This window comes from Sulfitobacter sp. AS59, assembly GCF_038899995.1.
Lineage (GTDB): Bacteria > Pseudomonadota > Alphaproteobacteria > Rhodobacterales > Rhodobacteraceae > Sulfitobacter.
Genome location: NZ_JBBMQK010000003.1, coordinates 102,510 through 121,785, shown reverse-complemented (window position 1 = coordinate 121,785; position 19,276 = coordinate 102,510). Strand labels below are relative to the sequence as shown.

19 protein-coding genes are annotated in these 19,276 nt (G+C 58.6%); 6 read left to right on the top strand and 13 right to left on the bottom strand.

What is annotated here, in order from left to right; genetic code table 11:
* Positions 1–68 precede the first annotated feature (68 nt).
* The 3 genes from WNY39_RS08045 to mutY all read right to left on the bottom strand — a co-directional run bounded on the left by WNY39_RS08045 (position 69) and on the right by mutY (position 2,857).
* Positions 69–506 carry a response regulator gene (locus WNY39_RS08045; RefSeq protein WP_342845058.1) on the bottom strand — a complete coding sequence of 146 codons (438 nt, stop codon included), beginning with the start codon at positions 504–506 and terminating at the stop codon, positions 69–71.
* Positions 507–566: 60 nt separating this feature from the next.
* Positions 567–1,718, bottom strand: a complete 1,152-nt coding sequence (locus WNY39_RS08040) for an alkane 1-monooxygenase (protein WP_342845057.1) — start codon at positions 1,716–1,718, stop codon at positions 567–569.
* Positions 1,719–1,792: 74 nt separating this feature from the next.
* Complete coding sequence (gene mutY / locus WNY39_RS08035) at positions 1,793–2,857, bottom strand: A/G-specific adenine glycosylase (protein WP_342845056.1); 1,065 nt, start codon at positions 2,855–2,857, stop codon at positions 1,793–1,795.
* Between the two features lie 106 nt (positions 2,858–2,963).
* Between mutY and WNY39_RS08030 the strand changes: the two genes are divergently transcribed.
* The 3 genes from WNY39_RS08030 to WNY39_RS08020 are packed head-to-tail and all read left to right on the top strand — an operon-like array spanning position 2,964 to position 5,288.
* A complete protein-coding gene (locus WNY39_RS08030; protein ID WP_342845055.1) occupies positions 2,964–3,473 on the top strand; it encodes a DciA family protein in 510 nt (169 codons plus the stop codon).
* Positions 3,474–3,486: 13 nt separating this feature from the next.
* Positions 3,487–4,170: a DsbA family protein gene (locus tag WNY39_RS08025; protein ID WP_342845054.1), complete on the top strand. Its 684-nt coding sequence runs from the start codon at positions 3,487–3,489 to the stop codon at positions 4,168–4,170.
* Complete coding sequence (locus tag WNY39_RS08020; protein WP_342845053.1) at positions 4,170–5,288, top strand: CaiB/BaiF CoA-transferase family protein; 1,119 nt, start codon at positions 4,170–4,172, stop codon at positions 5,286–5,288. Before WNY39_RS08025 ends, WNY39_RS08020 begins: the two co-directional genes overlap by 1 nt.
* Before the next feature lie 58 nt (positions 5,289–5,346).
* Here WNY39_RS08020 and lpxK read toward each other — a convergent pair whose 3' ends face one another.
* The 6 genes from lpxK to WNY39_RS07990 all read right to left on the bottom strand — a co-directional run bounded on the left by lpxK (position 5,347) and on the right by WNY39_RS07990 (position 11,608).
* On the bottom strand, positions 5,347–6,339 hold the full coding sequence (gene lpxK / locus WNY39_RS08015; protein WP_342845052.1) for a tetraacyldisaccharide 4'-kinase: 993 nt from the start codon (positions 6,337–6,339) through the stop codon (positions 5,347–5,349).
* Entirely contained in the window at positions 6,336–7,565 is a 1,230-nt protein-coding gene (locus WNY39_RS08010; RefSeq protein WP_342845051.1) for a glycosyltransferase N-terminal domain-containing protein, read from the bottom strand. Before WNY39_RS08010 ends, lpxK begins: the two co-directional genes overlap by 4 nt.
* A gap of 6 nt (positions 7,566–7,571) precedes the next feature.
* A complete protein-coding gene (locus WNY39_RS08005) occupies positions 7,572–7,814 on the bottom strand; it encodes a DUF4170 domain-containing protein (RefSeq protein ID WP_037228020.1) in 243 nt (80 codons plus the stop codon).
* Positions 7,815–7,868: 54 nt separating this feature from the next.
* Positions 7,869–8,648 carry a 3'(2'),5'-bisphosphate nucleotidase CysQ gene (locus tag WNY39_RS08000; protein ID WP_342845050.1) on the bottom strand — a complete coding sequence of 260 codons (780 nt, stop codon included), beginning with the start codon at positions 8,646–8,648 and terminating at the stop codon, positions 7,869–7,871.
* Entirely contained in the window at positions 8,635–9,981 is a 1,347-nt protein-coding gene (locus tag WNY39_RS07995) for a TldD/PmbA family protein (protein ID WP_342845049.1), read from the bottom strand. Before WNY39_RS07995 ends, WNY39_RS08000 begins: the two co-directional genes overlap by 14 nt.
* 88 nt (positions 9,982–10,069) lie before the next feature.
* A complete protein-coding gene (locus tag WNY39_RS07990; protein ID WP_342845048.1) occupies positions 10,070–11,608 on the bottom strand; it encodes a DUF2125 domain-containing protein in 1,539 nt (512 codons plus the stop codon).
* Positions 11,609–11,817: 209 nt separating this feature from the next.
* Here WNY39_RS07990 and WNY39_RS07985 point away from each other — a divergent pair, with 209 nt between their 5' ends.
* The 3 genes from WNY39_RS07985 (at position 11,818) to WNY39_RS07975 (ending at position 14,586) form a co-directional block, all read left to right on the top strand.
* A complete protein-coding gene (locus WNY39_RS07985; protein WP_342845047.1) occupies positions 11,818–12,567 on the top strand; it encodes an SDR family oxidoreductase in 750 nt (249 codons plus the stop codon).
* Positions 12,564–13,196, top strand: a complete 633-nt coding sequence (locus WNY39_RS07980; protein WP_342845046.1) for an enoyl-CoA hydratase/isomerase family protein — start codon at positions 12,564–12,566, stop codon at positions 13,194–13,196. The genes WNY39_RS07985 and WNY39_RS07980 overlap by 4 nt, the downstream gene beginning before the upstream one ends.
* Before the next feature lie 190 nt (positions 13,197–13,386).
* Entirely contained in the window at positions 13,387–14,586 is a 1,200-nt protein-coding gene (locus WNY39_RS07975; RefSeq protein ID WP_342845045.1) for a TIGR03862 family flavoprotein, read from the top strand.
* Here the strand turns inward: WNY39_RS07975 and WNY39_RS07970 are convergent.
* Genes WNY39_RS07970 through leuS form a run of 4 tightly spaced genes read right to left on the bottom strand, consistent with a single transcriptional unit; the run spans position 14,583 to position 19,219 of the window.
* Positions 14,583–15,173, bottom strand: coding sequence for a glutathione S-transferase family protein (locus tag WNY39_RS07970; RefSeq protein ID WP_341232607.1), 591 nt, complete (start codon positions 15,171–15,173; stop codon positions 14,583–14,585). The two genes, WNY39_RS07975 and WNY39_RS07970, sit on opposite strands and share 4 nt — an antisense overlap.
* A gap of 32 nt (positions 15,174–15,205) precedes the next feature.
* Positions 15,206–16,204, bottom strand: coding sequence for a DNA polymerase III subunit delta (holA, locus tag WNY39_RS07965; protein WP_342845044.1), 999 nt, complete (start codon positions 16,202–16,204; stop codon positions 15,206–15,208).
* Entirely contained in the window at positions 16,201–16,686 is a 486-nt protein-coding gene (gene lptE, locus WNY39_RS07960) for an LPS assembly lipoprotein LptE (protein WP_342845043.1), read from the bottom strand. The genes holA and lptE overlap by 4 nt, the downstream gene beginning before the upstream one ends.
* A complete protein-coding gene (leuS, locus tag WNY39_RS07955) occupies positions 16,673–19,219 on the bottom strand; it encodes a leucine--tRNA ligase (protein ID WP_342845042.1) in 2,547 nt (848 codons plus the stop codon). Before leuS ends, lptE begins: the two co-directional genes overlap by 14 nt.
* Between the last annotated feature and the right edge of the window lie 57 nt (positions 19,220–19,276).

Below are 19,276 nucleotides of genomic sequence, written 5' to 3'. Positions count from 1 at the left end.
TGCACGCCTCAGGGAGCACTCACCTTGGCCCCGCCTGTTTGGCGGGGTCTTTTTCGTGGTGCGGCACCTTAGTGCAGCCGCGGTTTTCCCAATTTTTGTGCGTGTTTAAAGGCATCCAGCACATATTGTTGGCCGAACTCTGACTTGTTGACCACATGCAGAACGCCTGCGGTTGCCGCCTTGGCCCACATAAAGGGGGTCGGCCAATCGCTCACCATGACCACCGCGATATGTGAAAAAATCTTGAGCTCTGCCAATTCGACGGCAAAATCCGCGCCCAAGCCATCGGGCAGATGATTGTCGAGTAGGATCACAGACACCGGATATTTGGCCAAGGTTTGCCGGGCCTCGCGCAGCGTTGTGGCCACATAGATTTGTGCGTCAGACATGTTTCGGTGGATGATGCGGGTCATTTTGACCTGATCAAATGTGCTGTCTTCGATGATCAAGCAGGCAGGCGACGTTTTGTTCGCCTCGGCAATATTCGCATTTTGCTGACGTGGCATGTAAACCCCCTTCATGACCCATAATGACATCAGCTATGGCAGAGGCAGATTAAAATGACGTCAACGCGGGTAGGGGTTCGTGCCCTTGATATAGGCCGTCCAGTCGGTGATTTCGGGGTAATACATCTCGCGCCATTTTTGAACGCGCGGGTTCATCACGCGTCGCCAGACCCGCGGCATCATCGCCATGACGGTCATCACCGGATACCCGTAGGGTAACTGTGGCGCGGCCTCTTGCCCGTAATTTTGCAGCACGGGAAAGCGGCGGTCGGGTTTGTAATGGTGATCGGAATGGCGCTGTAGATTGATCAGCAGCCAGTTTGACGCGCGATAGGCGGCATTCCACGAATGACGGGGGTGTACGTGTTCATATTTCCCGTCGCCCAGATGTTTGCGGGTCAGGCCGTAATGTTCAACGTAATTCACAAGCTCAAGCTGCCAGATGGCTGTGCCAGCCTGTACCAAGAACAGCAACAGGCCGACCCAGCCGCCCAATAGGGCCGCCAAAAACAGGAAAGCCGCTTGCAACGCCCAGTATCTGAAAAACGGGTTACGACGATCTGTCCAAGGTCTGTCTTTGCGCGCCAGCAATGCCTTTTCGGCACGGAATGAAGACCGCAAACTTTGCCGCAGGACGCGGGGGAAAAAACGGTGAAACCCTTCGTTATAAAGGGCCGTTACCGGATCGCGGGGGGTGGCGACATAGCGGTGATGCACCAGCAGATGCTCGGAACGGAAATGCGAATATAGAACCATCGCCAACAGCGCATCGGCCCAGAAACGTTCAATCTTGTTCTTTTGATGCATCAATTCATGGGCATAATTTATGCCAACGGTGCCGGTCATCACACCAACCCCAAAGAACACAAAGAACTTTTCCCAACCGCCCAAATGATCGGCCTGCGGCACGTACCACAGAAGCCCGAACAGCGTCAGAAATTGCGCGGGCATCCAAAGCAGGGTGATCATGCGGTACCAGAAAAGGTCGTCATCGGTCGCGTCAGGATCAGCGTTATCCAGGTTCAGCCCCAATAGGCTGTCGATGATCGAAAACAGATACCACGTAACAAGCGGCAACAGGACGACAGTCCACCCGCCAACAAAGGCGGTGATCCATACCAGCGGTACCAGCAGAAAGGATAACGCAAAGGGCAACACGCGTTTGATCTGGGCCAACTGCGCGGGGCTGATGTCGGGGATCGTCGGGGTCATGCTGCTGTAGCCTTTAAAATCGCTATCTTATCATAACGTATTTGATCACGCCCTGTCACTGTGGCTTGCTGCCGCTACCGGATCAGATCAAACGCCTTACGCATAACGGTGGGCAGATCGGAGGGGCGGAATTGATCGGGGGCGATGAATTGGGCATCGGGATGCAAGATGTCGTCCGGGTTCGCTGTATACATTACGGTCAGCATCAGATGGAAATGGGTAAAGGTGTGGCGCACCTCGCCGGGGATGATCTGCCAATCGGCGGCGGCGGGCGGGGTGCCTTGCGGGCGGTCCTCGCTCGCGTCTATCCAGTCAGAGCCCGGCCAACCGAGCATCCCGCCAAGCAACCCCTTATCGGGGCGGGTTTCCAGCAACCACGCGCCATCATCACGCTGGGTTAAATATACGGTGCCATGACGGATGGGCTTGGGTTTTTTCGGGGTCTTTTTAGGCAGCTCAGGCGCTGTGCCGCGTTGCCGCGCAAGACAAGGGTCGCGCCACGGGCATATGCCGCAGGCGGGGGATTTCGGGGTGCATATGGTGGCCCCCAAATCCATCACGGCTTGGGCATAATCGCCGGGGCGGTCTGTCGGGGTCAGGGCGATGGCGCGGTCCATCAGCTCGGGCTTGGCAGCGGGCAGCGGCGTGTGAATGTCGTAGATGCGTGCCAACACACGTTCGACGTTGCCATCAAGCACGGCGTGGGGCAGATCAAACGCAATCGATGAAATGGCGGCAGCGGTATAGGGGCCAATGCCCGGCAGCTTGAGAAGCTGAGCGTGATCGGCAGGAAACTGTCCGCCATGATCAGCCACAACCGCGCGGGCACATTTCAACAGGTTTCGCGCGCGGGCGTAATAGCCCAGCCCGGCCCATTCCCCCATCACATCGGCGTCTTGTGCTGCGGCCAAATCAGCAACAGTGGGCCACCGCGCGATAAACCGCTGGAAATAATCGCGTACCGTGGCCACCGTGGTTTGCTGCAGCATCACCTCGCTTAGCCATATGCGATAGGGATCGGGGTGCTGGCCTGCTTTTCGGTCCGCTGGCGCGACGCGCCACGGCATTGTGCGAGCATGAACATCGTACCATTCCAGCAGGATGCGCGGCAGGTCGCTTGTTTCGTTCGTGTCACGCAATCTTTATGGCCTTTGCGGTGGGGATGGGCTGGCGATGTGGCGCAGTATCGTTATGTTGTGGCACATCGCTATAGTGTTAGCCGTTATTCACGAAAGAAAGATAGTCATGCCGCCGCGGCGTTCCAGTACAAAAGGGTTTAAACGCACAGATAGCCTGCTTTCGGCAAAGATCCGTCAGGCCAGCGAAACCCGTGGATTTGCGCAATCGCGGTTATTAACCCAATGGGCCGAGATCGTGGGCGAAGATGTCTCCTCTATCTCAAGGCCGGTCGAGGTGAGTTACGGTCGCGGCGGTATGGGCGCAACGCTGACCTTGCTGACAACAGGCTCGAACGCCCCGATGCTGGAAATGCAAAAGGAACCACTGCGCGCCAAGGTCAACGCGGTGTACGGCTATAACGCGATCGCCCGTGTGCGGGTCACGCAAACGGCGGCGACAGGTTTTGCCGAGGGGCAAGTCGCATTCGAGACAAAACCCAAAAGAACCGCAGGCCAAATGGATGACCCCGTCATTCGCCAACGCGCGACCGAAGCGGTTGGTGCATTGGGCGACGAAAGCCTGCGCGATGCCCTTGCACGTCTGGGCGAGAACATATTGAACAAGACAAAACGCTGACAAAGGAAATCAGATGAAACGCACTTTCCCAATTATTGCGGCTGTGGCTGCTGTTGCCGTAGGCGGCTGGTTTGTATTTAGCGGTACAGACGCAACGAACAGCACCCAGCTTAACCCCATTGCGGGGGCCGCAAATGCACAGTCAGCAGACGCAGCCGATGTCGATACCTCAACAATTCAGGAAATGAGCCTGGGCAACCCGGACTCTGCCGTGCAGATCATCGAATATGCGTCGTTCACCTGCCCGCACTGCGCCGCGTTCGATCAAGGGCCGTACAAGCAGCTGAAGGCGGACTACATCGACACCAATAAAATCGGCTTTACCTACCGCGAAGTATATTTTGACCGCTACGGCTTGTGGGCGTCCATGGTCGCGCGCTGCGGTGGCGAGGAAAAATTCCACGGCATTGCCGACTTGATCTATAAGGGTCAGTCCGAATGGGTGCGCGCCGGTGAACCCGCTGCCATCGTAGAAGAGCTGCGTAAGATTGGCCGCCTTGCAGGAATCGAAAACGACACGCTCGAGGCCTGCTTGCAAGACGGCGAAAAAGCACAAACGCTGGTCGCTTGGTGGGAAGAAAACCAAAAGGCCGACGATATTTCCAGCACGCCAAGCTTTATTATCAACGGTAAGAAATATTCGAACATGCCCTACGCCGAGATGAAAGAGATCATCGACGCGGCTTTGGCTGACTGATGGCTGCCCCACTTGAAGGGCTCAAGGTGATTGAGCTGGCGCGGATTCTGGCGGGCCCTTGGGCCGGTCAGACCCTGTCTGATCTGGGCTGCGAAGTCATCAAGGTAGAAAGCCCTGCGGGTGATGACACCCGGCAGTGGGGTCCCCCCTTTATCGAACGGGGAGACGATAAATCGGCGTCCTATTTCCATTCGGCGAACCGGGGCAAATCTTCGGTCGTCGTTGATCTGACCACGGACGCGGGTCAGGCCAAGATGAAAGAGCTGTTGGCCGATGCTGATATTCTGATCGAGAATTTCAAAACCGGCGGGCTTGCAAAATATGGCATGGACTATGCCAGCCTGTCCGAACAGTTCCCCAAGCTTATCTATTGTTCGATCACGGGTTTCGGCCAAGACGGCCCCTATGCGCATCGCGCGGGCTATGACTTTATCATCCAAGGCATGTCCGGCCTGATGTCGATCACCGGCGAAGCGGACCGTCAGCCTCAGAAACACGGCATGGCGATCACGGATATCTTCACGGGTATCTACGCTACCACCGCGATCCTTGCGGCCGTCCATCAGCGCAGCCACACCGGCGTTGGGCAGCATATCGATATGGCATTGCTGGACTGTGCTGTGGCGGTCACGGGCAATCAGGCGATGAACTATCTTACCACGGGCAAGGCCCCGCATCGCATGGGCAACGCGCATCCCAACCTGACGCCGTATGAAGTGTTCGAATCCTCGGATGGTCATCTGATTATCGCGACAGGGAATGACGGTCAGTTCCAACGTCTGTGCCGGATGCTTGGGTTGGATGACATGGCGGTTTCTGCCGATTACGCCAAGAATGCCGACCGTGTTGCGAACCGCCCCGAGATGATCCGACGTCTAAACGACGCAACACGCCAGCGCACCCGCGACGATTTGCTGGCCGCTTGCGAGGATCAGGGCGTACCTGCAGGGCCGATCAACGACATGGAGGATATGTTCAACGATCCTCAGGTCATCGCGCGCGGTATGAAAGTCGAGCTGGACGGCGTGCCCGGTATCCGGTCCCCCTTCGTGTTTTCAGGGGCCGAACTGGCGCTGCATCGCGCGGCACCTAAACTTGGCGAAGATGATATTGGCTAGGCCGCGCCGGCGTTTTCTTAAAAAGAAAACGGGTCGGAATTTTTAAAAATTCCGGTCCCTACGCGGGCTTGGGAAGTGCGTTCAACGCCTGAATGATCGCGTTGTCTTCGTCCATCTGTAGCCGCACAGGCAGGGTGATCACCTTCATCCTGAAGGCCGCAGGCAGACGCACGGCATCTTTTTCCGTGGTCACCAATTGTGCGCCCCTTGCCGCGGCATCTGCTTCCAACCGTGTCATCAACGCGCGTGTCAGGGGCTGGTGATCATCCAGCGCCTCGGCGTGGACAATGTCGGCACCGAGTGCGCGCAAGGTGGCAAAAAACTTTTCCGGGTGGCCAATTCCAGCAAAGGCCAACGCCCGTGTATCCGACCAATCCATGCCGGTTTGCAACGGTGCCAGCTCGGCTTGCACATGCGGCAGGCCAGCGGGAAGCGGGGTGTTTTCAAACGCGGCCTGATCCGCTGGCGTGCCAATGGAAAGCAGCACGTCGGCCCGTGCCAATCCCGTTTGCACAGGTTCGCGCAGGGGGCCGGCTGGCAGGCACAAACCGTTGCCGAACCCCTTGGCGGCATCGACCACGACGATGCTCAAGTCTTGTTTCAACGCCGGGTTTTGAAACCCATCATCCAGCACGATAACGCTTGCGCCCGCGGCCTCTGCTGCACGCGCACCCGCCGCGCGGTCATGGGCGACCCAGACATCAGCAAAGGCGGCCAGCAGCAGCGGTTCGTCCCCGACTTGGGCTGCAGTATGTTTTGACGGATCAACCAAAAGCGGCCCTTTTTCCGTGCCTCCAAAGCCGCGCGATACAACATGCGGGGTGTGGTAGATATTGCGCAGATGTTCGACCACCGCCATCACCGTGGGGGTCTTGCCCGTTCCGCCCGCATTGATGTTACCAACGCACACCACGGGAATATCCAGCTGAACAGGCGACCCGTTCGCCAGACGCCGCGCGGTGGCTTTGGCGTACAAGGCACCAAGGGGCTGCAACAGGCGGGCACGCCAGTCGGGTTTGGGCAGATGCCAAAAGGACGGCGCGCGTTTCATCGATGGGCCTCTTGTTGGTCTAGGGTTTCTTGGACCAGGTCGATCACCTTGTCAGTCAGGGCCGCACCCCGGCTGATTACGTCCCACCCGGCGTGCGCCATCACCGCTGCCTGATCGGGTGCGATCAAACGGCTGACTGCGGTCGCTAGGGCAGTTGCATCATTCACGATCCGCGCCGCGCCCTCTGCGGCGAGGCGGGTGTAGGACGGCAAGAACCGCCGAACCTTGGGGCCATATAATACCGCAGACCCAAGGGCCGCGGCCTCGAACGGGTCACAACCGCCGGGGCCGCTGTGCAGGGAACTGCCCAGAAAAGACACCGGTGCCAAACGATAGAAAAGCCCAATTTCAGACGGATCATCTGCCAGCATGATTTGGGTGGAGCTGTCCGGATACCCCGCATCCCCCCACCTAAAAACCCTGAACCCTTGTTCGGTCATGGTCTTGGCAAAACTGTCGGCCTGAGCAGGATCAGCGGGCATCACAATCAACAGCAATCTGTGAGACAAGCGCAGCGCCTGCCGATGCGCCCTTAGGACGGTGGCAAGCTCGTCTTCCAATATCTGATTGGCAAACCAAACCGGGCGCCCGACCAACGCGGCAGACAGATCGGCCATGTCGGAATCGATACAAGGGAGCGCCTGCCCCCCCGGCTGCAGCGCAGAGGTCATTTCAATGCTATCGCGCGACAGCCCAAGGCGGATTAACCGTGTAAAACCGGCCTCGGAGCGGGCAAAAATTGCCGAGAAATGAGAAAGCAGATCGAAGGTGAGATCGCCCATCCACCTGTCACGCCGTCCGTCAAATCCGCCGCTGTCGGCATCAATCAGAAACAACGGGCAGTTTCGTTGGGCCGCCGCCAGAACAAGGTTGGGGCGCAGTTCGCCCCACGCCCAGATACATGCATTGGGTTGCCAGTGGTCCATAAACGCCGCGACGGACGCCGGGTGGTCATCGGGCAAAACATCAATGATCACGTCCGCATGTGGGGATGCCGAACGTTCGGCCCCGGCAATACCTTTTGGCAGGGTGATCAAGACACGCAGGCCAGACCGGCTGCGGCACAAGCGTGTGGCTAGGTCTTGAATGGCCAGCAAGCTGCCGGGTTCGGGCGCATGGCACCACACCAGTTCATCCTCCGGGCGATCCGCCACAGGGGTGAACGGCGACGGGGAACCCCGCCCGGAATAGGCGCGATACGCTGCCAGCCCAAGCGACCGCGCCATAAGGGGTTAGCCCAGTTCTTCGGTCGAGGATGCTGCGGCTTCTTCGTCGCGCAGGCGGTGCAGATGCGCGATGAAATAACGCATATGTGCGTTGTCGACCGTGCGCTGTGCCTCGTTTTTCCAAGCGTCATAGGCGCTGGCATAGTTCGGAAAAATGCCGACCACGTGAATGTCATCTACATTTTTAAACGCTGTTCCGGTTGGCGAAACCAGTTCTCCGCCAAAGACGAGGTGTAGGCGTTGGGTCATAGTGCAGTCCTTTGTTCTCGGATGAATGCCGATGCCGTTATCTAAGGCAATGGGTCACGTCTGGGCAAGGCTGGCAAGCAAATCCGCGTGGATCGATGTACCAGCCGCCAATACGCCATTTAGTCGTGGATCAGGGTTGTTAAACCGTAAAGATGCCCCGGATTTGTCGGTGCACTGCCCGCCTGCCTCGGTCACGATCAACGCACCGGCAGCGATGTCCCATTCCCAGCTTTTGCGCAATGTGACCATGCCATCGAACCGACCCTGGCCCACCAGCCCCAACCGGTAGGCCAGCGACGGGCGATGCGCGCGTTTAAAGCCGGGATCGCCTGCGATCCAGTGTTGTTCGGCCATGACAGGTTTTGTCGCAAGTATCGTCGCGTTTTCAAGGCCTTGGGTTTGGGAGGCAACAATCGGTTGAGTGTTCAACGTGGCACCGCCGCCCAGTGACGCGGCATAAAGCCGGTCGAGCTTGGGCAGAAACACCACAGCGGCGGTGATTTCGCCGTTCCTAGCGATGGCAAGGGAATGCGACCACGTATCGGCCCCCTCGATAAAACTGCGCGTGCCGTCTATCGGATCGACAATAAACACGTGGGATTGGTCAAGCCGCCCTGCGCCGTCTTCGCTTTCCTCGGACAGCCAGCCATAGTCGGGGCGGGCCGCCGTCAGTGTTTCATGCATCATCGCATTCACCGCCAGATCGGCCTCGGTCACGGGACCAGCGTCGTCGGGCTTGTCCCAGCGTTGCGCCGTTTTCCCGGCAAAGGATGTGGCGATTTGACCGGCCTTGCGGGCACAATCGATCAAAAGGTCAAGATCACGCACCGGCAAGGGTCATTCCCGGAACCAGAAGCGATGGCACAACGCGGCTAAGATGCCTGCGCGCGTCGTTTGCGGGGATAATGCTGCCCAGCATCTCGCGCAAATTGCCTGCGATGGTGCATTCATTGATGGCATGGGTGATTTCGCCATTCTCGATCCACAGGCCGGACGCGCCGCGCGAATAATCGCCGGTATTCGGGTTGATCGTCGACCCGATCATCGAGGTGACAAGCAGCCCGGTCCCCATCTGTTTGATCAGGTCGTCGCGGGTCGCGTCGCCTTGGGTCAGTTCAATGTTCCATACAGCAGGGCTGGGGTTTGATCCGGGGCCGCGCGCGGCATTGCCTGTTGGGGCCATGTCCAGCTTGCGGGCCGTCGCCAGATCAAGTGTCCAGCCTTTTAAGGTGCCGTTTTCAACGATAACGCGCCGGTTTGTGGGCAGCCCTTCGCCATCAAAGGGGCGCGATCCCGATGTGCGGGGGCGATGCGGGTTTTCGATAATCGAAAGGCCGTCAGGCAACACCTGTTCGCCCATCGCATCCCGCAACCACGATGCACCGCGCGCGATGGCGGACCCGTTGATCGTGGCCAAAAGATGCCCGATCAGGGTCGAGGAAATGCGTTCGTCAAACAAAACCGGATACGCACCTGTCGGCGGTTTGCGTGCGTCCATCCGTTCGAGGGTACGCTGCGCAGCCCGGGTACCGATGGCTTCGGGGCTGCGCAAATCGGCCTGAAAAATGCGGCTGTCACCATCATAATCACGCTCCATCGCGGTGCCGCTGCCTGCAATCGCGACGCAGGACAGGCCCCGATCCGTGCGGGTATACCCGCCCTCAAAACCATTGCTGGCAGCCAGATAAACCTGTTGTTCACCATATGCCGCGCTGGCGGATTGTATCTGCGAGATACCTTTGACGGCCAAACCAGCCGCTTCGGCCCGTGCCGCGTCATCTTGCAATGTCTGCGGCGACGGTTCGGGGGTTGGGTCGGACAGTTCTAACGCGTCAATGTCCCAGCTTGTGGACAACTGATCAGGGTTAGCCAGACCGGAATAGGGGTCTTCGGGGGCCTCTTTCGCCATGGCAACGGCGCGGGTGGCCATTTCGTCAATCGTACGGGCGGATGTATCGGAGGCGGACACATTGGCCGACCGTTTGCCCACGAAAACACGCAGGCCGATATCGACACCTTCGGACCGTTCTGCCTGCTCCAGCGCGCCGCCCCGCACGTCGACACTGACCGACGTGCCGCGCACGGCCATGGCGTCAGCGCTGTCAGCGCCAGCGTTTTTAGCTGCGTGCAAGAGCGCTTTGGTCAGCGAATCAATGGATTGCGACATGTGGATGTTCCTTGAGCTTTCAAAGCGTAGCTAGCGGCCCCGGTCCCCATCTGCAAGGGAGCGGGGCGCGCAGCAGGGGCAGAGCGGTCTATTTGATGCGTTGGCCATTCGCCAGAATTGCGCCGGACCGGGTGAATTCGATTTTCGTTTCAAGCGTGTCATCCCCGTCGCCGGGTACAGCAAACATCGCCATGACCATACGCGCGCCCATTGCGGTTTGCGCGGGCAGCAGCCCTGAATCGACCAGTGTGTTCAAAAGGGTGTTCCCGCCCACCAGCTTGAAGTCGACCGCCCCCGTAGGCTTTGGGCCGCTATCCTGCGCCGTGGGGCCTGGGTTTTCAAAGGTCGCCGCACCAAAGCCTGTCAATCGCGCTCCAAGGGCGTCGATGATCAGCGAATTCAGCTTAACGCTTTCCGGTTGGGCGGGCATTTCCATAGTGCCGGCCAGTTGTCCGGCGTTTTGCATATCCAGATAATCGGCCAACATGGTCGCGGTTCCCGTCAAATCCAGCGCGACCGACGCCGGGTCGCGGGGCAAGGTGCCTTGGGGGTTCAGCATCCCCCAGACCATGTCCGACATCGTGAAGTCAGTCAGGTTCAGGCCCAATGCAAACTGCTGCGGTGTCTCTGACTTCATCACAGGCGCGCTTAGGTTAAAGGCGGCATTTTCCATCGCAAAGGACAATGGAAACGGAAATTCAGTCGACTGCACTGAAACCGTCATGCCTTCGCGGGTGCCAGCATAGCTGATCCCCTCGGCGCTGGTTTCAAAGGTTAGCGTCCCGTTTTCGGCGGCGGCCGCCACGGCCATGTCCCCGCTATTTGGGTCCGTAATGTTCAGGGTCGTGGTGCTGTTGCCCGCCGTTATCGTGCCCACAACATCCATACCCGCCCGCAACAGCCCTGCCATATCGCTGACCTGCGCCAGCGCCAGCGGTAAAACGCCGTTGGTTTTAAGGGTTACGTCCGCGGACGTGCCTTGTGCCATGGCGGTCGCGGGTTCGTCAGGGTTCTTGAACTTCAGGTCATAGGTCACAGAACCGATCGTCGCAGTCTGCGCGTAATCGCGCATCGCGCCCAATGTGCTGTCCGTCCTGCTGTTAACATTCTGCATCGCCATGCTCAGCTGGAGAGTGTCCGCGTCCAGCGTGTCATCCCCCACCGTCAGTTGATCCAACACCAGCCCCACAGTGCCAGCGGTATAGATGCTGGTCATATCGGCTGGCGTGCCACTGACCGTCATTTCGTGGTTCGACTGGTCGAGGGTAAGCATCATATTAACGCGCTCAGCGCCTGCATTTTTGGGTGTGACTGCAAAGGAGAGCGGCATCGCGGCGGGCAGCAACACGGCGACGCTACCGTCACTTTTCTGTTCCAGGGTGATGCTCCCTAGGGACACCGATACTTGCCCTTGTTCACCCTGATTTACCGGTTCCATTTGCATGTCGCTGATGGTCAGCGTGTCGCCGCTTGTGATTTCGGTGGCGGTCAGCAGGTATCCCATACCTTGCATGTGGCTGCGCCAGTCCTGCCATACATCATTGGGGGTGATATCTGCCGATGCGATTTGTACGGTCGACAAAAGGGCAAAGGCGGAGCCGCCCAAAATGGTGTGAAATCGGATCATCGTGAAAATTCCTTTGTCGAATGCGTACCGGCACCGGTTAACCTGCGCCTCATAGATAATTGGCATTGGCCACCATACAAGGCAAAGCAGCTTTTGGCCAAGGTTGGGCTTTGGGCTGGTATCGGTTTATGCAGGTGCTAAGTATCGACTAAATACATTTGATTGGTAAATTTACGAGCCGTAAAACGCTGAGATATGGGAGTATCGACATGGAAATGACAGGCAAGACAGTGATGATCACAGGCGCAAGCCGTGGCATTGGTGCAGAAGCTGCACGTAGTTTCGCCAAAGCGGGGGCGAATGTTGTTCTGTTGGCCCGGTCTCAAGATGCCATCGCGGACCTCGCGGGCGAGATTGGCCATCAGGCCATCGCGATCCCCTGCAACGTTGCCCGCTTTGGCGAAATGGCGTCGGCCGTTGATAAAACGGTGCAGGCGTTCGGGCGTCTGGATGTGCTGATCAACAATGCGGGCGTGATTGATCCGATCACGCATCTGGCCAGTTCTGACCCGGACCAATGGGGGCAGGCCATCGATATCAACCTCAAGGGTGTTTATAATGGGATGCGTGCCGCGTTGCCTGTGATGAAAGACGCCGGTGGCGGTACGATTTTGACAGTTAGTTCAGGTGCTGCACATAGCGCGATCGAGGCATGGAGCGCCTATTGCGCGTCCAAAGCTGCGGTGAATATGCTGGGCAGATCCGCCCATCTTGAGGAAAGCGCCAACGGCATTCGTGTCATCGGTTTGTCGCCCGGCACCGTCGCCACCCAAATGCAACGCGAGATCAAGGCAAGCGGCATCAACCCCGTGAGCGAACTGGCGTGGGAAGATCATATTCCTGCCGATTGGCCAGCGCGTGCGCTGCTTTGGATGTGCAGCCCCGCCGCCGATCGCTTTTGTGGCGAAGAAATATCCCTGCGTGACGAGAACCTGCGCAAAGAGATCGGGCTGATATGATCGATTTCTCTCGCGAGGGTGACATCTGGACGGCAACCCTGGACCGGCCCGAAAAGGCCAATTCCCTGACCCATGACATGCTGGTGTCACTGGCCGAGTTTATGGAAGACGCACAGGCGGCACGCGCCGTGATCCTGACCGGCCAAGGCAAGGTTTTTAGCGCAGGTGCCGATCTGGACGAAGCCCGCGCGGGCCTTGCCACATCGGATATCTGGGAACGGCTATCGGGGGCCATTGCGGCGCTGCCGGGGCTTAGCATCTGCGCGATGAACGGCACGTTGGCTGGTGGTGCGATGGGGATGGCGCTGGCCAGTGATCTGCGCATTGCAGTGACCACGGCCAAGTTTTTCTATCCGGTGATGAAGCTTGGGTTTTTGCCGCAGCCCAGTGACCCTGGGCGCATGGCGGCGCTCATCGGGCCTGCACGGACCAAGCTGATCCTGATGGGCGGCCAAAAGATCACCGCAGAGGATGCGTTGTTGTTTGGGCTGATCGACCGGATTGTCGAGGCAGAAGACCTGCTGGAGACGGCCCAACAGATCGCGGCTGACACGGTTGCTGCAGCACCCGAGATCGCGGCGGGCATCAAAGCAATGTGCGCACCGCAGCCCGGATCGTCAGACGGCTAGGGTATAGGTCGTCAGATGAACGGGACGAAGGGCACGCCACATGCACTTAGGGCGATCAAAGTCGTCAAAATAATGAAAAGTCGCATTCGGGTGCTCCTGCTTGGGGTCATTTAACCACATCATCGTGCAATCGGCCTTCACTCGGGTTAAGGCAAGTCTTTAGTTCCGTATTTTCCGCAAAGGTATCCCTATGACCACTGTAGCACAGACACAAAAGCAGGCTGTCGTAATTGGCGCGGGCCCTGCCGGGCTGATGGCCGCGGAAATGCTGTCAGACGCAGGGATGTCGGTCACGGTCTGCGATCACAAACCGTCGGTCGGGCGTAAGTTTTTGATGGCGGGAAAATCCGGGCTGAACCTGACCAAGGTCGAATCCAGCGATACTTTCATGAACGCTTTCACGAACGCAAAAGACCCGCTTGCGCCGATTATATCAGCGTTTGACGGGGACGCAGTTCAGGCATGGGCCACGGGGTTGGGGCAAGAGGTGTTCACAGGATCAACGGGCCGCGTTTTTCCAACCGTGATGAAGGCGTCACCGCTGTTGCGGGCGTGGCTTGTTCGCCTGTCCGAGGTTGGTGTTCAACTCAACACGCGCTGGCGCTGGACCGGATGGGATGACAGCAAGCTGGTGTTCGATACGCCCGAGGGCACGCAGATGTTGCAACCTGATGTCACTGTTTTGGCCATGGGCGGTGCCAGCTGGGCGCGGCTTGGGTCAACCGGTGAATGGGCCAAGGTTCTGGCCACCGATACCCCCTTTACCCCATTCGCGCCCGCTAACGCTGGCATCGCGATGGACTGGTCGTCGCACATGGAGCCGCATTTCGGCACCGCGCTCAAGGGCATCGCGCTTAAGTCTGGCACGTATCGCTCGCGGGGCGAGGCGATGATTTCGCGCCACGGGTTCGAGGGCGGCGGGGTCTATACCGTGTCGCGCGGCGTACGCGAAGGGCATCCGCTGATGCTGGACCTGCTGCCCGATCAAACGGTCGAGGCGTTGACCGTAAAGCTGGACCAACCGCGCGGCAAGATGAGCACGGCAAACTTCATGCGCAAAGCGCTCAAGCTTGATCCGGTTAAGATCGCTGTTTTGCAAGAAATGGCGCGGCCCTTGCCACAAGATAACAAGGCGCTCGCCAAACTGCTTAAGGCGCTACCGGTCAAACACGACGGATTGCGCCCGACGGATCAGGCGATTTCGACGGCGGGTGGGGTGAAATTCGACGCCGTGGATGATGCGCTAATGCTGCACAATCGCCCCGGCGTTTTCGTCGCTGGCGAGATGCTGGATTGGGAAGCACCAACAGGCGGGTACCTTATTTCGGCCTGCCTTGCGACAGGCCGTTGGGCGGGGCAACATGCCGCCGCCTGGGCGCAAAAGGGCTAGCCTTCTTTCGTTGCCGCAGCCTTGAACGCGGGGCGGTCGCGCATGGATTTCGCCCAAGCACCCAGTTTGTCATCCACGCGGTCAAACCCCGCACCGATGGACCAGTTGATACAATGCGTGGCCAGCAGATCGGGCACGCTGATCTCATCGCCCATCAAAAACGGGCCTTCCAGCCGCTCTGACAACACCTTGGCGGAACGTGCGAATTCGGCTTTCAGGCTTGGCTTGATCTCGGGAACACGTTGTTCTTCCGGAAAGACAAAGCTGTGCTTGGCCGCGGCCCACAGGATCGCGTCCATCTCATCAATCAGCCACAAGGTCATGGCATCCTGACGCGCGCGGGCAGGTGTGCCGGCGGGGGCGGTCAGCTTGCCGTGTTTGTCGGCCAGATACTGCATGATCGCGACGGAATCTGTCAGGACATCATCACCATCAACCAATGCAGGGATTTTGCCGGACGGGTTGTATTTCTTTGCCTCGTCCGACCGTGGCCCGCAGACGACGTGTTCGTAAGGTTGGCCCAGTTCTTCCAGCATCCACATGACGCGCAGCGCGCGGGATTTGGTGGCTCCGATGACTTTGTACATTTACGTGTCCCTCCCAAGACTTTGGGGCATAGTTAGCGTTGCGCGCCCAACATTGCCAGCCGGATAAATGCCCGCTCCACCAGTGCCATCGTCGGGGCATGTTGGCCTGCTGATCGCAGCGTCAGGTCGGTATCGGTTAACACGGTCAACGCGGTTTCCAGTTTGACCGCACCCCAGCTTTTGGCCTGCCGCATGGCGCGGTCACGATCGCGGACACCCCAGATTTGGCCGCCGGGGTTGCTGGCGATGCGGTAAAGCGTGCGAAAATGACGGGTGGCCATAATGATCAGGGTCACGGCGTTCACACCTTGCGCTTGCAGCTTGGCCATTACCGGCCCGATATCACCTGCGCGGGCTTCGGCCACGACATGCAGAATATCGTCAACTTCGGCTTCGGTGGACGTGGGCGCGCAATTGCCAACGTCTTCGGCGGTCAGCGGGCCAGCGTCGCCGATTTTGTATAGGGTGATCTTTTCGACCATCTGCCGAAAATCGCCGGGGTCCAGCACGCGGGCAAGCTCGCTTAGCGATCCCATGGCATCGGGTTCGGGGCTTAGCTTTGCCTCGGCCAATATACGCTCAATCTCGGCACGGTCGGGGGGATTGTCATAGATCGGCGTGGCAAAGGCGGTTTTATGCGCCTCGAACGCCTTAAGCACCTTTGAGGTTTTCTTGAGATCGCCAGCGGTGACCACGATCTGCGCATCGCCCGGCTGCCAATCTGCCAGCGCGTCGATCAGGATCTTGGCGATATTGTCGTTCGCATCTTCGACAAAGGCGGCGCGGGGGCCGGGAAAGAAACCAACCGCCTTTAACGCATCCAGCAGCATCGGTGGGTCGCGGCGCAGGTCGGCGGCTTGGATACGGGTCAGCCGCATTTCTTCTTCTGCGTTTGGGCCCAGCAACGCCTTAAGGAACTCTTGCCGTTTCAGCGCCACACGCATCGCATCGCTGCCATAAATCAGCAAACCTGTCTTGTTGGGATCAGGTTTCTTGAAATAGGCGGTGGCGTCGCGGGGGGGCAGTTTCATTGGGTCAGGTCAGCCGCATAAAGCCGTGTTACGATCTGATCGGCCAGCATCGTCATCAGACGTATTTGCGCATCACGTTCAGCGGCAAGGGTCGCGACGGTGGACCCGGTCGCGGAATAGCCGGTAAAGTTTTCAACATTGCCAGATGTCACTATTTGCCCCGTCCCAAGGTCACGCAGGGCAAAGTCGGCTTTGCCAATCAGGTTGTACCGTCTGGTGTTGTCGGCCGTATCAATTGCCAGACCTTCCTCGCTGGTGGTCACGGTCAGGGCCAAGCCATACTTAGCCGCAGCAGGGCGGCCCAACCGCGTTTCGATCTCGCGGACCAGCGTATAGGTGAACGCATCGTCGGGCGCGTCCACCGCAACGCTGTTTTGCAAGGCTGTACCGGTCCCGCCGGGGCCATAGACGGGTTGAAACCCGCAAGCAGCCAGCGCCAACAAGGGCAGCGCCAGCATAAGGCGGCGGTTAGGCAACGACATTGACGATCCGTCCGGGCACTACGATCACCTTTTTCGGCGTGGCACCATCAAGGGTACGAATAACAGCTTCGTGGCTGAGCGCGATCTTTTCAACCTCTTCTTTCGACATGTCGGCGGGCACCTGAATTTCGGCGCGCCGTTTGCCGTTGATCTGGATCGGCAGCGTCACGGTGTCATCGACCAGCATCTTTTCCGATGCCTTTGGCCATGGGGCTGTGGTGACCAGACCCGTGCCGCCTTGCGCTGCCCAGATTTCTTCGGACAGGTGCGGGGTCATCGGGGCCATAAGCTGTGCTAGGGTCATGATCGCCTCGCGCTGTGCGGCGTGTCCGGCCTTGGATTTATGTAGGGTCGCGGTAAAGGCATAAAGCTTGGCAATGGCCGCGTTAAAGCCAAAGGATTCGACGCCCATTGTCACATCGTGAATGGTTTTGTGCATGGCACGCAGCAGGTCGTCGTCGCCGTCACCACTGGCATCTTGCGCCATTTCGGTGATCCGGTTCGAGATGTTCCAGACGCGGCCAAGGTGCTTATACGCCGCCTCAGCACCAGAGGCTGTCCATTCCACATCCCGTTCTGGGGGGGAATCAGACAGAACAAACCAGCGTGCTGTATCTGCACCATAGCTGGCAATAATGCCCAGCGGATCGACGACGTTCTTTTTCGACTTTGACATTTTCGCTGACGGGATGATCTCCACCGCTGTGCCATCGGCAAGTTTGCCGTCGGTGACGTCCTCGGGCAGGTGATAGACGGGGCGGCCGTTTTCGCCTTTGGTTTGGTAAATCTCATGCGTTACCATCCCTTGGGTGAACAAGGCGTCGAACGGCTCAATAGCTTTTTCAGGCAAATGGCCGGTGATCTGCATCGCACGGGCAAAGAAGCGCGAATACAGCAGGTGAAGGATCGCGTGTTCAATGCCGCCGATATATTGATCGACGTTCATCCAGTATTCCGCGTCTTCCATAACTGTCGGTGTATCGGCATGGGGCGCGGTAAAGCGGGCGAAATACCACGAGGAATCAACGAAGGTGTCCATCGTGTCGGTTTCACGCTTTGCGGGCGCACCGCAAGACGGGCAGGCGCAGTCGCGCCATGTCGGGTGGCGGTCCAGCGGATTGCCGGGCACATCAAAGCTGACGTCATAAGGCAGCTCGATCGGCAAGTTCTCTTTCTTTTCGGGAACCACACCGCAGGCGTCGCAATGCACCACGGGGATAGGGCAACCCCAATAGCGCTGGCGGGACAGACCCCAGTCGCGCAGGCGGTATTTGGTCACGCCTTGGCCGACGCCTTGCGCCTCGCATGCTTCAATCGCTGTCGCGATAGCCTCGTCGCCGGTTTGCCATTTCTCGCCGGCAAATCCGCCATTGTAATAGACACGCTCGGATTTCGCTGGAACGAAGGCCTCGGCGACCTTTGGATCGGAATCCTCGGTTGGCAGGAAAGTGGATATGATCGGCAGGCCGTATTTCGTCGCAAATTCAAAATCGCGCTGGTCATGGGCGGGGCAGCCGAAAATCGCGCCTGTGCCATAGTCCATGAGGATAAAGTTGGCGATATAGATCGGCAGTTCCCAGGATGTATCAAACGGATGACGCACGCGCAGGCCGGTATCCATCCCCAGCTTTTCCGCGGTTTCAATCGCTTCTTCGGTCGTGCCACCCTTGCGGCATTCTGCGCAGAACGCGGCGATGTCTGGGTTGTCTTTCTCAAGCGTTTTGGCCAGCGGGTGGTCGGGCGAAATGCCGACAAAGCTGGCACCAAGCAACGTATCGGGCCGGGTGGTATAGACTTCGATCCGGTCAAAACCGTCCGGCGCATCGATGGTCGAGAAGGCAAATTGCAGACCGCGCGATTTGCCGATCCAGTTGGCTTGCATCAGTTTGACCTTGGCGGGCCAGTTATCAAGGGTATCGAGCGCGTTCAGCAATTCTTCGGAGTGATCCGAGATTTTGAAGAACCACTGCGTCAGCTCGCGGCGTTCCACCAAAGCGCCAGACCGCCAGCCGCGACCCGCCTCGACCTGTTCATTGGCCAGAACGGTCATATCGACCGGATCCCAATTGACGATTGCGTTCTTGCGGTAGACCAATCCTTCGTCGAGGAAATCAAGGAACAACGCCTGTTGCTGGCCGTAGTATTCCGGATCGCAGGTGGCGAATTCGCGTGACCAATCGATGGACAGGCCCAGCGGTTTCATCTGGCCGCGCATGTCGGCGATGTTGCCATATGTCCAGTCTTTGGGGTGACCGCCGATGGCCATGGCCGCATTTTCGGCGGGCATCCCAAAGGCGTCCCAGCCCATCGGATGCAGCACGTTGTGGCCCGTCGCGATCTTGTAGCGCGCAATGACGTCGCCCATCGTATAATTGCGCACGTGACCCATGTGGATGCGCCCCGACGGATAGGGGAACATCTCAAGCACGTAATACTTTGGCTTGTCGGCAGAGCGGACAGCTTTGAATATATCGTCTTTTTCCCAGGCGGCTTGCCAGCGGGATTCGATTTCGGCGGGGGAATAGCGGGACATCTTGGCAGACCTTATCAAACGAAAAACGCCGAGCGAGCGACTAGCGCGTGGCCCGGC